Source organism: Sphingomonas sp. Leaf28 (assembly GCF_001421685.1).
Lineage (GTDB): Bacteria > Pseudomonadota > Alphaproteobacteria > Sphingomonadales > Sphingomonadaceae > Sphingomonas > Sphingomonas aurantiaca.
This window is the reverse complement of record NZ_LMKX01000009.1, coordinates 492,937-506,787: the sequence shown is the minus strand read 5'-3', so window position 1 is coordinate 506,787 and position 13,851 is coordinate 492,937. Positions and strand designations below refer to the sequence as shown.

Annotated in this window: 8 protein-coding genes; 5 read left to right on the top strand and 3 right to left on the bottom strand. The window is 66.8% G+C overall.

Annotated features, from left to right (window positions below; translation table 11 throughout):
* Positions 1 to 856 precede the first annotated feature (856 nt).
* Positions 857 to 2,755 carry a putative bifunctional diguanylate cyclase/phosphodiesterase gene (locus ASE79_RS15475; protein WP_162237048.1) on the top strand — a complete coding sequence of 633 codons (1,899 nt, stop codon included), beginning with the start codon at positions 857 to 859 and terminating at the stop codon, positions 2,753 to 2,755.
* Positions 2,756 to 2,764: 9 nt separating this feature from the next.
* Here ASE79_RS15475 and ASE79_RS15470 read toward each other — a convergent pair whose 3' ends face one another.
* A complete protein-coding gene (locus tag ASE79_RS15470; RefSeq protein ID WP_082445364.1) occupies positions 2,765 to 3,682 on the bottom strand; it encodes a crotonase/enoyl-CoA hydratase family protein in 918 nt (305 codons plus the stop codon).
* Positions 3,683 to 3,824: 142 nt separating this feature from the next.
* On the bottom strand, positions 3,825 to 4,304 hold the full coding sequence (locus tag ASE79_RS15465; RefSeq protein WP_082445343.1) for a DUF3617 domain-containing protein: 480 nt from the start codon (positions 4,302 to 4,304) through the stop codon (positions 3,825 to 3,827).
* Between the two features lie 143 nt (positions 4,305 to 4,447).
* Here ASE79_RS15465 and ASE79_RS15460 point away from each other — a divergent pair, with 143 nt between their 5' ends.
* On the top strand, positions 4,448 to 5,770 hold the full coding sequence (locus ASE79_RS15460) for an MFS transporter (RefSeq protein ID WP_235516961.1): 1,323 nt from the start codon (positions 4,448 to 4,450) through the stop codon (positions 5,768 to 5,770).
* Here the strand turns inward: ASE79_RS15460 and ASE79_RS15455 are convergent.
* Positions 5,757 to 8,021 carry a glycoside hydrolase family 3 N-terminal domain-containing protein gene (locus ASE79_RS15455; RefSeq protein ID WP_082445363.1) on the bottom strand — a complete coding sequence of 755 codons (2,265 nt, stop codon included), beginning with the start codon at positions 8,019 to 8,021 and terminating at the stop codon, positions 5,757 to 5,759. The genes ASE79_RS15460 and ASE79_RS15455 overlap by 14 nt on opposite strands.
* Before the next feature lie 200 nt (positions 8,022 to 8,221).
* Between ASE79_RS15455 and ASE79_RS15450 the strand changes: the two genes are divergently transcribed.
* The 3 genes from ASE79_RS15450 to ASE79_RS15440 all read left to right on the top strand — a co-directional run bounded on the left by ASE79_RS15450 (position 8,222) and on the right by ASE79_RS15440 (position 13,845).
* Positions 8,222 to 9,280 carry a LacI family DNA-binding transcriptional regulator gene (locus tag ASE79_RS15450; RefSeq protein ID WP_056418427.1) on the top strand — a complete coding sequence of 353 codons (1,059 nt, stop codon included), beginning with the start codon at positions 8,222 to 8,224 and terminating at the stop codon, positions 9,278 to 9,280.
* Positions 9,277 to 12,333, top strand: coding sequence for a TonB-dependent receptor (locus tag ASE79_RS15445; RefSeq protein ID WP_235516960.1), 3,057 nt, complete (start codon positions 9,277 to 9,279; stop codon positions 12,331 to 12,333). The genes ASE79_RS15450 and ASE79_RS15445 overlap by 4 nt, the downstream gene beginning before the upstream one ends.
* A 66-nt stretch (positions 12,334 to 12,399) precedes the next feature.
* Positions 12,400 to 13,845, top strand: a complete 1,446-nt coding sequence (locus ASE79_RS15440) for a glucoamylase family protein (protein ID WP_056418423.1) — start codon at positions 12,400 to 12,402, stop codon at positions 13,843 to 13,845.
* The last annotated feature ends 6 nt before the right edge of the window (positions 13,846 to 13,851 follow it).

The window sequence follows — 13,851 nt, the reverse complement described above, 5'->3', positions numbered from 1 at the left end:
GTCACCATCACGTCGCAGTGGAATTCCACGACACGACAGCTCATCTCAAGGAGCCGCTCTGCACAATATTCTTTACGTATGGATACGTGAAGGACATATGAAAGGCCCCCTTCGAAGTAATACTTCGAAGGAAACCCAGAGCGACTTAGCTTTAAACGATTACCCGAACCCTTGAGGAGCCCGGAAACCGCAAGCCGCCGCCCACATGTCCCTTCATCTAAACCTACAATGTCAAAGAGCCGACAAAAATACCGACACTCGCATAACCTCCCTTGCAGGAAGCTTGGAGAGCTTGGAGCATCTGGTTTTTTGCGACCGCTGCAGAAGCCGGTGAGGCACTCCGCTGCGGTGACACCCCTCTACGGCCACCCCRCASACCCGTCAAACACTTTCTTGCATATTTGTGGCAATTTTTGCCCGCCCACGCGTTCTGCGCCCCCAACCCACCCACGCGGGCGCCAGCCAAGCGCTTGGAATGGCCTAGTCCCGGACCTTGCGCACGGAGTCGGGTCAGCGGTCGTCGACCCGACCGCGCAGATGACGCCATAGCCTTCATGCCCACGACGTATGACGCCTGGCGTTCGCGGTGGAAGCACCGACCCGGAAACGCGGACCGGCGATACGCAAACCTTATGTCTGACCCGTCTGTTCGCGTCCGCCGTTCAGCTTGCCAAAGCGTTCGTGCCGTTATGCGACCGATATCACGGGCCGAGCGTTTGGAATTGCGACCATTTGATCAGCTTTCAGGATTTTGTTTGTTGCTTATACACTTGTGTCGTTCATGGCGGTGGTCATGACTGGTCTGATATCCCGCCTGACGCAGCTCCGGCACTCTGATCACGCTATCGCCGCCTCTGTGCGCGAGACGCTTGTCGGCTCGCTCTACGCGTCCCCGCAATCGCTCGTGATCGGTGCGATCACCTCAAGCGGAATGATGGGCGTGGTCGCGCTCGTCAGCGGCAGTCGATCGATGATCCTGTGCGCGGTGGCGATCCTGATCGTCGCCGGCATCCGGGTTAGCGATGCGATCGGGATATGGCCGAGATCGGCGCGGCGCGGCGCCGCCACCGCCTCGCAGCTTGCCGACAAGGAGATGCTCTATCGGTTCGGCGCGCTGTCCTACTCCGCGCTACTCGGCGTGTTCGGGCTGCTGGCACTGGTCTATACCGACGAGGCGGTGCTCCAGCTGCTCGCGGTAACCACGACGATCGGCTATGCGGCGGGTATCGCGGGACGCAATGCGGGCCGCCCCTGGATCGCGCTGTCGCAATTATGCTTTGCCTCGTTGCCGCTGTCCTTTGGGCTGATCCTGTCGTTCGACCCGCTGAAGATCGCGCTTGCCGTGGTGATCATGCTGTTCGTCGTGGCGATGATGGACATCACGCTGCAGACCTATGGCGTGATCCTGCAGGCGACCACGGTCTCCCGGGAGAAGGTCGCGCTGGCGGAATATCATGCCGCGGTCGCGCGCCGCGACGATCTGACGGGCGTCGCCAACCGTACCGCGTTCCGCGAGCAATTCGAGGCGCGGCTGCGAACGCTGTGCACCGCGGAGCGATGGCTGACGATCCACTGGATCGATCTGGATCGCTTCAAGGAGATCAACGACTCGTTCGGGCATCTTGCGGGCAATGCGCTGCTGGCCGGAGTCGCACGCCGGCTGAACGAGGCGTTCGGCAGCACGGGGATTGTCGCGCGGCTGGGCGGCGACGAGTTCGCGGTTGTCTGCGACGTCGAGCACCGCGACGGCGCGGCCTCGATCGGGCGCAGAATCATCGATCTCGTCGAGCAGCCGGTTCATTATGACGGCCGCCTGCTGCATGTCGGTGCGTCGCTGGGCATCGCGATCGCGCCGGTCGACGGCACCGATGCTGACACGTTGCTCAAGAATGCCGACCTCGCGCTGTACCGTGCGAAGGACAGCGGGCGCGGCCAGATGTGCTTCTACGAACCCCTGATGGACGAAAAGGTCGAGCGCAGCCGCGATCTTGCCAGCGAACTCCAGGGCGCACTGGAACGCGGGGAGTTTCAGCTGGTGTTTCAGCCGATCTTCGACCTTGCGGGCCAGCGCATCCTGTCTTGCGAGGCGCTGTTGCGCTGGACCAATCGCCGCCACGGATCGATCTCGCCGGCCGAATTCATTCCGATCGCCGAAGACAATGGATTGATCGTACCGATCGGCAGCTGGGTCATTCGCGAGGCGTGCCGGACGGCGAGCAGCTGGCCGGCCGATGTGAAGATCGCGGTCAACCTGTCGCCGGTCCAGTTGCGCGCGACCAACCTGCCGATGGTCATCATGAGCGCGCTGGCCTCGAGCGGGCTGGAGGCGGAGCGGCTCGAACTCGAAGTGACCGAGTCTGTGCTGCTCGACGATATCGAGGCATCGCTCGCGGCGCTCGACGCGATCAACCGCCTCCATGTCCGCACGACGCTCGACGATTTTGGCACCGGCTATTCGTCGCTCAGCTATTTGACCAAATTCCCGTTCCAGACGCTCAAGATCGACCGGTCGTTCATCGCCGATCTCGAGCAGAGCCCGGCGTCGGTGGCGATCGTGCAGACGGTCATCGATCTGGCCGCCAAGCTCGGCATGCGGACGGTGGCCGAGGGAATCGAGACGCAAGCGCAGCTCGACCAGTTGCGGCGGACGCGCTGCGATGCGGTGCAGGGCTATCTCCTCGCACGGCCGATGCCGGCGACCATGGTCGCAACCATGCTCGCCGGCGACGGTATCAAAGTACAAGGGCGATCATGACCGCAGCGATCAGGCCGCCTTGTCGAGCAACCTGGTCTGCGCGCCGACCAGCCGCCGCATGAGCTTCAGGTCCGCGTCGCTCAGCCGCAACGCCGCGTCCGCCCACAGGTCGACGACCGCCTGAAGCTCGGACAGGGGCAGCGGGTTGACCGAGCGCGACGCCTCGTAGATCGCGCAGTGCCCGCTGTGACGGCGCCGGTTCTGGCGGATATACGTCTCGACTTCGGCGCGCCCCTGGCCGGGATGGGCGAGCGCGTGGACGATGCCCAGGTCATACAGCTCTTCGGCACTGTACGATCGCCCGCTCAGGATCATGTGCTCCGCCCGCGCCGCACCGAGCCGGCGCGACAGGAAGCAGTGCGCGCCCATCCCGGGGAACAGCCCGAAATTGGTCTCGGGCAGCCCGAATTGCGTGCCGCGCTCGGCAATGACGACGTTGAACGATAACAGCGCTTCGAAGCCGCCGCCGAGCGCATCGCCCTCGACAAGTCCGATCGTGATGATCGGCCGGTCGAGGCTGCGCATGTTGCGATGCAGGATCTCGACGCAGGCCCGACCGTAGCGGACCAGCGCGTCGCGGTCCCCGTTGCGGATATGCGCAGCGAACAGGTCCAGATCGCCACCCAGCGAGAAGACGCCGGGAAACCGCGATCCAAGGACGACATACCGGATCGGCATCGATCCCGACGATTGCGCGGTCACGATATCGTCCTGCCACTGGCGGAATTCGGCGAGCAGCCCCGGGTTGAAGCTCGGGCGGCTGCGTTGGCGCATATACGTCCAGAGCGTGTCGGTGATGGAATCGAACTGGGAGTCGAGGTCGATGGCTTCGAAGGGCCGGCGCGGCGTTGCACGATGTGCTGGCGGCGAATCGCTGTGGATTTCGTGGCGGTCGGCCGGCACGGCGGCGGGGTATTCGAGGGTCATTACGACGTCCTTCTGCACACGCAGCAAAGGTGCTGCGGGCGAAGTCTAGTTTGAACTGAACGCAGGACCGATCACGCGATGCGCGGACGCCGCGAAAACTTCGCCGCGCGCTGATTTCGTTCCGCCCGACCTTGGCCGAGTCCTAGTCGCCGATGCGCGCCGCGCGCTGGTTCAGCACGATCCGCATCCCGCCCTTGGGTGTCGTGCCGGTAACGGTCGCCTGCCCGACGAACCCGGTCGCGTCATAGCTGCCCGCGCGCACGATCTGCATCGGTTCGCCGCGCTTTTGCGGACAGCTCAGCGTCTGCGCGTAGCGTCCGTCGGCAATCCGCTGACTGTCGACCCGGCATCCTGCCTTCGGATCGGGGACGAGCAACGCCTCGACGCCCTGCGCCGCGGGCAGCCGCTTGTGCTCCGCCTTCGACTTGCCGCGCATCATCCGCAGGATGAACCCGGGCGCGCCAGGAACGGCGATATCGGTGACGGTGGAGGTGACGTCCCAGCGTCCGGCGGCCAGCACCGGCCCCGCCGCCATCGCCGCAGACGGCAGCAGGACGAGCGCAACACCAAGTGCCGCAGCACAGGACGGGGCGAGGGATTTGGACGCGGGGGATCGGGGCATGCACTTGTTTATACGCCGATCTTTGCAGGCGCCAGCGCCGAGTGGCGCGGTGTATCGTTGCCTTGGACGTGACAAGCCGCGAGAACGCGCCATGGTTCCGAGTACCCGACGTCCCTCACCTCCTCCCTCCGCTCTCACGGTCCATGTCCATGCGTGACGTGCCGCCCGAAGCGCCTGCCCCGCTGGCCCAGCCCCCCGCCCGCGCCACGCTGGTTCTGTTCAGCGCGGGGGACTTCGCGTTCAATCTCTACTGGCAGGCGATCAGCCTCTATCTGCTGTTCTTCTACATGGATGCGTTGGCGTTGCCGCCCGCCACCGCCGGGCTGATCTTCATGATCGGCGCGATCTGGGATGGTGCCGCCGACTTTCTTGCGGGTGCGGCGGCGGAGCGGATGCGGCTGTCGTATCGGCGGATGGTCGGATGGGGCGCGCTGCCGCTGGGGCTGGCATTCGCCGCGATGTTCGCCGTGCCCGCGGGTGCGGCACTGTGGGCGCTTGCGACGCAGATCCTGTTCCGGACGCTCTACGCGTTCACCAACATACCCTATGCGGCGTGGACGACGCGCGTGGCGCAGACGAGCCGGGACCGGTCGCTGGTGGCCGGGCTTCGCATGGGGTTCGGATCGGCCGCCGCGGCGCTGGTGGCGCTGGCGCTGCCGGGGTTGGCGGAGAAGACCGGCAGCTATGGCGCGGCTAGCGCGCTGCTCGCCATACTGGGCGTGCCGCTGCTCGCGATCATGGCGTGGCGCGTCCCCGAACCGAGCCTCCCTGCCCCGCGCACCGAGGCTCCTGCGATCTTCGCCGGCCTCGTGACGCTCGCGCGCAACCGGGCGTTTGTCGCGCTTAACGTCGCGGCGGCACTGGGTGGCGCCGCGACCGCGCTGACGACGCAGTCGGTGCTCTATTATTTCCGCTACGTGCTGCTCGATACCCCCGGCGGCCCGCGCGCGTTGGCCGGTATGGCGCTCGGCAGCCTCGTCGCGGTGCCGGTCTGGACCGCGCTTGCCCGTGCGCAGGGCGCGCGTGTCGCGTGGATCGGCGCGGGCGCGCTGGCGCTGGCGGTGCCCGCCGTCTTCGCGCTGATCCGCGCCCCCGGCAGCACGGGGACGGTTGCATTCCTGCTGGCGATGCAGGCGGCGTTCGTCGGGTTCGCGCTCGCCGCGTGGACATTGCTGCCCGACGCGGTCGACTGGGACGAAGCGCGGACCGGCAAGCGCGTCGAGGCGCTCGCGTTCGGCACGTTCGCGCTGGTGCAGAAGATCGCGCTGGCCGGCGCGGGGTTTGCGATCGGCGCGATCTACCAGGCGAGCGGGTTCGTCGCGGGCGCCGTGCAGGGCGCGACCAGCCTGCGCGCGATACGGTGGCTGATGCTGGCCTGCCCCGCGGTGCTGATCGCGGCGATGCTGGTGGCGGTGATCGCCATCCCGCTTCGCCGCGATACATTGCTGCGGCTCAGGCGAGCGTAAACGCGCCCGAGACGCCTTCGGCCTGCGCCGAGGGGGCGATCCAGATCTGGAACCGGCCGGGCTCCACCGTCGGCCGCAGATCGCGGCCGACGAACAGCAGGTCGCTGCGGCGGAGCGTGAACGACACGCGCTGGCGCTCGCCGGGCTTCAGCGCGACCTTCCGGAACGCTTTCAGCTCGCGCACCGGGCGGGTGATGCTCGCTGCGAGATCGCGGATGTAGAGCTGCACCACCTCCTCGGCGGGGCGCGTGCCCGTGTTGGCGATCGTCGCGTGTACGGTAAGCGCCCCGTCGCTCGCCATCCGTCCAGTCCCGACATCGAGATCGGTATAGCCGATCGTGCCGTAGGTCAGGCCGTGCCCGAACGCGAACAGCGCGTCGTTGGCGAACTCGCGGTAATGCGCCTTGTATTCGGTGAGCGGGCCCGGCGCATTGGGACGCCCGGTGCTCTTGTGATCATAATGATAGGGCGCCTGCCCGGTGGCATGCGGGAACGAGACCGGCAGGCGCGCCGAGGGGCCTGTCTTGCCGAACAGCACGTCGGCGATCGCGGGGCCGTCCTGCGATCCGAGGAACCAGGTGACGAGGATCGCGGGGACGTCGAGCAAGGCCCCGTGCAGCGCGAGCGCGCGGCCGGTGCGGAGCAGGACGACGATCGGCGTGCCGGTCGCGGCGACCGCGTCGACCAGCGCCATCTGCGCGGGCGGAACGACGATGTCGACGCGCGACTGCGCCTCGCCCGACATGCGCTGGCTTTCGCCGATCGCGAGCACGACGATATCCGCCGCGCGCGCTGCGGCGACCGCGGCGGCAATGCCCCCGGCCAGCGGTTCGTCGATGCCCGAGCCGGGCGAGACGCTGATCAGCGACGGATCGGCGACGGTCCCGCGGACTCCCGTCGCGAGGTCGACCGCCTCGGCGTCGGTGCCATAGACGTTCCATGGACCGATCAGGTCATGCTGCCCCGCCGCGAACGGGCCGATCAGCGCGATCCGCTTGCCCTGGCGCGGCAGAGGCAGGAGACCGCCGTCGTTCTTGAGCATCACGATCGATTTCGCGCCCGCTTCCCGCGCGAGCGCCAGACTCTCGCGCGTGCGGATCCGCGTCTTCTCACGGCGGGGATCGATCCGGCGGAACGGGTCGTCGAACAGCCCGAGCTGGACTTTTAGCGCCAGCACGCGGCGGACCGCCTCGTCGAGCCGCGCCATCGGCACGTCGCCCGACGCGACCAGGTCGGGCAGGTGCTTGAGGTAGAAGCCGCTCTGCATGCTCATGTCGACGCCGGCCATGAAGGCCAGCTTGGTAGCCTCGCGGGCGTCGGCGGCGAACCCGTGCGCGATCAGCTCCTCGTCGCCGGTGTAATCGGACACGACCAGCCCGCCGAACCCCCATTCGCGGCGCAGCACGTCGGTCAGCAGCCAGGGATTGGCGGTCGCGGGCACGCCGTTGATCTCGTTAAACGACGCCATCACGGTCGGCGACCCCGCCGCGAACGCGGACTGGAATGCCGGGAAATAGGTCTCGCGCAGCGTGCGCTCCGAAATGTCGACCGAATTATAGTCGAGCCCAGCTTCCGCCGCGCCATAGGCGGCGAAATGCTTGGCGCAGGACGCGACCGCGTCGGGCGCCGCGAGGCCGCGTTCGCCCTGGAACCCGCGGACTCGCGCCGCGGCCATCATCCGGCCGAGCAGCACGTCCTCGCCCGCCCCCTCGACGCCGCGGCCCCAGCGCGCATCGCGGGCGATGTCGACCATCGGCGCAAAGGTCCAGTCGATCCCCGACGCCGCCGCCTCTGCCCCCGCCGCCCGCGCGGTGCGCCGGGCCAGCTCGGGATCGAAGCTCGCCGCCTCGGCCAGCGGCACCGGAAAGACGGTGCGCAGGCCGTGGATGACGTCGGCGGCGAACAGCAGCGGAATCCGGAGCCTCGACTCGCGCATCGCGCTGGTCTGCATCCGGTGCGCCATGACCGCGCCATTGCCGTTGAACACGCCGCCGAGCCGGCCGGCACGCACGTCGCCAAGCTGACCGTCGAAGCTGGCCGAGCCGCCCGCGGGATTGAGCGACGTGGCAGCCCCCCCTGCCCAGGCCGCCGCCATCAGCGTCAGCTGGCCGGCCTTCTCGATCGCCGTCATCCGGCCGATCAACGCCTCGACCGACGCGGGCAGCGCGGTCGCCGCGCCGCCCGCCTGCTGGAGCAGCGCGCGCGCGGGACTGGCCGCCCAGGCCGTCACCGCCGCCGCGCCCATCATCATCGCGCGCCGCGACACATCCCGTCGTGAATTCGTTGCCACCGTCATCCGCTCACCCTTGTCCATGCCTGTAGCGATCCCCCGAAAGGACGGTCGTCGCAAGGTTCTTGATCACCGCTTCTGGATCATGTAACCGGTTACATCAAGAATAAGATGCCGGTTGCAGTGAGCAACACCGGTGCCAGAGGGGACCCTGACGCTTCATGCCGCACGCCACGATCCGTGATATCGCCCGCGAAGCCGCGGTGTCGGTTGCGACCGTGTCGCGGGCGATGAACGGGCACAGCAACGTCCGCCCCGAACTGCGCGCGCACATCGAAAGCGTCGCGGCGCGGCTCGGCTACGTCCCTCACGCCGCCGCGCGCCACCTCAGTTCGGCGCGGTCGGGTATGATCGGCGTCGTCGTCCCCGATTTGCACGGCGAGTTCTTCTCCGAATTGCTGCGCGGCATGGACCGCGAGGCGTCCGAGCGCGGGCTGTATTGCATGATGATGGTGATGCACGGCGATGCGCAACGCGGCGTCGCGGCGCTGCACGCGATGCGCGGCCGCGTCGACGGGCTGGTCGTGATGGCGCCGCAGGTTTCGGCGGACGAGTTGCTCGCGCATCTGCCGCGCGACATGCCCGCGGTCCTCCTGAACTGCGCGCCGGGACAGCCGGGTCGCGCCGAACTGCGGATCGACAATGTCGCGGGCGCATCGGCGGTGGTCGAGCACCTGATCGCGAGCGGGCGGCGCCGGCTTGTCCATATCGCCGGGCCGGCGGGCAATATCGATGCCGACGAGCGACTTCGCGGCGCGCAGGATGCGTGCGCGCGCGCGGGCCTGTCGCTTCGCGTGCTGCCCGGCGATTTCAGGGAGCCATCGGGCGCCGCCGCCGCCGCGACGCTGATCGCGGAAGGCACCGACATCGACGCGATCTTCGCCGCGAACGACATGATGGCGATCGGCGCGATGATGGCGTTCCGGCGCGCGGGGATCGTCGTCCCCGACCAGATTGCGATTGCGGGCTTCGACGATATTCCGCTGACCCGGCTCATCTCGCCGTCGCTGACATCGGCCAGCATCGACATTGCCAGCTTCGGCGCCAGCGCGGTCGCGCGGCTGGTGAAGGCGATCGCCGGCGAGGACGATGGCAGCATCGAGCAGCGCGTCCCGGTCGTGATGGTGCGCGAGTCCACCGGCCCAGCGCGCACCGACCACACTCTTTCCAACGTCCACAACAACACACCCGAACAATCGGGAAAAGGGGAATATTCATGACCAGGATGATGTTGCGCGCGGCGGTCGTCTCGATGACGGCGCTGTCGAGCGGGCTGCTGTTCGCGCCGACGCCGGCGGTGGCGCAGGTCGGCCAGGCGTCGCTGCGCGGCACGATCACCGCACCCGCCGACAACCCGATCGTCGAGGTGACGGCGGTCGAGATCTCGACCGGCTTGCGGCGCACCGTGCCCGCCGAGGCGAACGGCGCGTACAACTTCGCGTCGCTGCGCGCGGGCACCTATCGCCTCGAGATGAAGCAACGCAACGGCACGCGCAATTCGGACGCGTTCACGCTGCGCGTCGGTCAGGTCGCCGGGCTCGATCTCGACCTGTCGGCGCCAACGGCACCCGCGGCGACCACCGGCGCCGAACCCGCTGCCACGCCCGATGCCGATGCGCCCGCGACGGGCGCGGCCCCCGCCGGCGACGAGATCGTCGTCACCGGCAACCGTATCCGCTCGCTCGCCGGTGGCCAGGTCGGCAGCGTCATTTCGTCGCGGCTGATCGAGCAGCTGCCGCAGAACAACCGCAACTTCCTCGCCTTCGCCGATCTGGCGCCGGGCGTGCGCTTCATCGAGGACGCGAGCGGCGCATCGCGCATCCAGGGCGGCGCGCAGGACAGCCGCACCGTCAACGTCTTCATCGATGGCGTCAGCCAGAAGGATTACGTCCTCAAGAACGGGATCACCGGCCAGGATTCCTCGCCCGGCAACCCGTTCCCGCAGCTCGGCATCGGCGAGTATCAGGTGCTGTCGTCGAACTACAAGGCGGAGTTCGACCAGGTCAGCTCGGTCGCGATCACCGCGGTGACGAAGTCGGGGACGAACGAATTCCACGGCGAGGGCTTTTACGACTTCACCAACCAGAATCTGCGCGACCGTCGCCCGAGCGAGATCTTCCCGACCACGATCCCCAAGGTCGACACCAGCAACAAGCAGTTCGGCGCGGCGCTGGGTGGCCCGATCATCAAGGACAAGGCGCACTTCTTCGCCACCTACGAAGGCAAGCGCATCTCCAGCCCGTACGACGTGCGGCCCGAGAACGGCTATCCGATCTCGTCCATCCCGCAGCAATACCAGGATAATTTCGGCACGTTCGCGCAGCGGTTCAAGCAGGACCTGTATTTCGCCAAGATCGACATCGTGCCGACCGACAATGACCTGATCGAATTGTCGGGCAAGTATCGCAACGAATCCGGCTTGCAGAACGCGACCGGAATCAACGCGGCCAGCACGTCGACGCTGAACAAGGTCGTCGACAAGCGCGGCCTGCTCCGCTGGCAGCATACCGGCGACAAGTGGATCAACGACGCGCGCCTCTCCTACGAGGATGCGCTGTTTGCGCCGACCCCTTCGACCGACGGCAACACGCAGTTCTTCCAGGCCACGCAGCGCATCGGCAACGGCATCCAGCGCACCGACCTGCTCCGCGCCGGTGGCGGCGGCAACTTCCAGACCAAGGGCCAGAAGGGCTGGACGATCCAGGACGATTTCACGTTCACCGGATTCCAGGGGCACACGATCAAGGTCGGCGCCAAGGCCAAGTGGGTCAAGCTCAACACGCTCGAGCAGAACCTGACCAACCCGGAATACACCTATGACGTAAACGCGATCCCGGGCGTCGCGTTCAACGATACGCTCCCGTACAAGCTTCAGTTCGGTGCGACGGGGGCGGCGGGCCAGGCCAATGTCCGGTCGAACAATTTCCAGATCGGTTTCTATGCGCAGGACGACTGGGACGTCACCAGCCACCTGACGCTGAACCTTGGCCTGCGCTGGGATTACGAGCGCACGCCGTCCTATCTGAACTACGTCACGTCGGCCGAGAACATCACGGCGGTATCACCCGAAAACTATCCCAACCTCAACGGCGCCGACTACGACATCAACGACTATATCTCGAACGGCAACAACCGGAAGGCGTTCAAGGGCGCGTGGCAGCCGCGGCTTGGTTTCACCTACCGCTTCGACGATGCAGGTCGCTTCTCGATGTTCGGTGGCTATGGCCGGTCGTATGACCGCAACCAGTTCGACTTCCTCCAGCAGGAAGCCAGCCAGGGCGCGTACCAGGTCCGCACGTTCAACTTCATCGGCAACGACTCGCTCAACCCCTGCGTGCCGAGCCAGACGTGTATCGCGTGGGATCCGGTCTATCTGACCGCGGCGGGACGCCAGCAGCTGGCCAGCACGGCCATTGGCGGCGGGCGCGAGTTCCGTTTCCTCAAGAACGACCTCAAGGTGCCGTATTCGGACCAGTTCAGCCTCGGCCTGCGCGGTCGGTTCTCGCCGGTCGAACTCGAGGTCGGCTATACGCATATCGAGAGCAAGGACGGGTTCGCCTTCCTGCTCGGCAATCGCCGGCCCGACGGATCGTTCTTCTTCAACGATCCTGCCGATCCGGGTGACGTGCCGCAGTCGCCCTTCTCGTTCTCGCCAAACGGCTATGGCTCGATCATCCTTGGCACCAACGGCCTCAAGACCAACTCCGACGCGGTCTATTTCAAGCTGACCAAGACCTATTCGGCAGCGTCGCCGTGGAGCATCGATGCGACCTACACCTACACGCAGGCCGACGAGACGGGGAAGTTCGGCGACACGTACCTGCTCGATTATGCGCAGCTCTCGGATTACCCGATGCTGCGCTCGTCGGGCGTGCCGCGGCACCGGTTCGTGATCGCGGGCAGCGTCGACACGCCGATCGGCGTGACGATCTCGACCAAGTTCCAGATCGAATCGCCCATCTATCTTAAGGCGTTCGTCGACCGGTCCGATCCGTTCTCACGCGAGCTGGTCGGCCGGCAGGCGGATAGCCTCGGCGATCTCTGGGGTCGACGCCAGCTGGACTTCGCGTTCACCAAATACGTCCCGCTCGGCTTCATCACCGATCAGACGCGCGTCCGCATGCGGCTCGATATCCTGAACGTCATGAACGACCGCAACTACACCGACTTCAACAACAGCCCGCTCGATCCGAATTACGGCCAGCGATCGACCTACAGCACGGGCGGCAATGCGCCGCGCACGGTCAAGCTGTCGGCGGGCTTCTCGTTCTAGCATGCTTGCGGGACGCAGCCCGGCTGCGTCCCGCGTCCCTTCGCGTATCAGTAACCAAAGGACGTCATGATCGATCGCAGGCAGTTGCTGGGCCACACGACGCTGGGCCTGGCGGGACTCATGGCCGGTTGTGCCATGCCTTCGCCCATCCGGCTCGGCGGCCCGACCGGCAGTACCGGGACCAGCAGTGGCACCGCGCTGCCGACCGCGCTGCTCACCGATCTCCACCAGCGCAGTTTCCGCTTCTTCTGGGAGACGACTGACCCCGCGACCGGGCTTGCCCCGGATCGCTGGCCGACGCCGTCCTTCGCATCGATCGCCGCGGTCGGGTTCGCGCTGACCGCCTATCCGATCGGCGTGGTCAATGGCTGGATCACGCGCGACGAGGCACGCACGCGGACGCTCGCCACGCTCGAATTCTTCGCCGCGGCGCCGCAGGGCGACAGCAAGAGCGACGACAGCGGCTATAAGGGCCTGTTTTACCATTTCCTCGGCACGACCAAGGGCCACCGGTTCGCGCGCGCGGAACTGTCGACGATCGACACCGCGCTGCTGATCGGCGGCGTGCTGTTCGCGCAGAGCTGGTTCGATTCGGATCACCCGGGCGAACTTCGGATCCGCACGCTCGCGGACCAGCTCTATGCGGCGATCGACTGGGCCTGGATCATGCCGCGCCCGCCGTTCCTGTCGATGGGCTGGCACCCGGAGAGCGGGTTCATCCCGCACGACTGGAACATCTATAACGAGGCGCTGCTGCTGTACGTCTTGGCGCTGGGATCGCCGACGCATGCCTTGCCCGCGGAAACCTGGGACGCGTGGACCGATCGCTTCGACCGGCAGTGGACCGACAAATGGGGCGAGCCCCATATCCATTTCGCGCCGCTGTTCGTCCATCAATACAGCCATTGCTGGATCGATTTCCGCGGCATCCGCGATCGCTACATGGCGAAGAAGGGCATCGATTATTTCGAGAACAGCCGCCGTGCGGTGCGTGCGCAGCGGGCTTATTCGATCGCCAATCCGGGCGGGTGGACGGGCTATGGCCCCGACATCTGGGGCCTGACCGCCTGCGACGGCCCGGGCGACTTCACCACCGATATCGGCGGCCGCAAGCGTGAGTTCTTCAGCTATGCCGCGCGCGGGCCGGACGACCGCGACGACGGCACGCTGGCGCCGACCGCCGCGGCCGCCTCGATCGCGTTCGAGCCCGAGCTGGCGCGGCGCGCGATCGAGACGATGCACAGCCAGTACGGCGCGCAGATCTACGGTAAATACGGCTTTCTCGACTCGTTCAACCCGACGCTGACGACCGCGTCGGCGCCGCTGAAGCATGGCAGCATCGACCCCCGCCTGGGCTGGGTCGACACGGATTATCTCGGGATCGACCAGGGCGCGATCGTCGTCATGATGGAGAATTGGCGGACCGGCCTCGTCTGGTCGACGATGCAGCGCAACCCGCATATCCGCCGCGGCCTGCAACGCGCGGGGTTCACGGGGGGCTGGATGGCCTGAACGCTG

Bases quoted from the DNA above. Each gene is read 5' to 3' on its own strand.
- ASE79_RS15470 (WP_082445364.1), bottom strand. From the start codon at position 3,682: ATGACCCTCGAATACCCCGCCGCCGTGCCGGCCGACCGCCACGAAATC.
- ASE79_RS15465 (WP_082445343.1), bottom strand. From the start codon at position 4,304: ATGCCCCGATCCCCCGCGTCCAAATCCCTCGCCCCGTCCTGTGCTGCG.
- ASE79_RS15460 (WP_235516961.1), top strand. From the start codon at position 4,448: ATGTCCATGCGTGACGTGCCGCCCGAAGCGCCTGCCCCGCTGGCCCAG.
- ASE79_RS15455 (WP_082445363.1), bottom strand. From the start codon at position 8,021: ATGATGATGGGCGCGGCGGCGGTGACGGCCTGGGCGGCCAGTCCCGCG.
- ASE79_RS15450 (WP_056418427.1), top strand. From the start codon at position 8,222: ATGCCGCACGCCACGATCCGTGATATCGCCCGCGAAGCCGCGGTGTCG.
- ASE79_RS15445 (WP_235516960.1), top strand. From the start codon at position 9,277: ATGACCAGGATGATGTTGCGCGCGGCGGTCGTCTCGATGACGGCGCTG.
- ASE79_RS15440 (WP_056418423.1), top strand. From the start codon at position 12,400: ATGATCGATCGCAGGCAGTTGCTGGGCCACACGACGCTGGGCCTGGCG.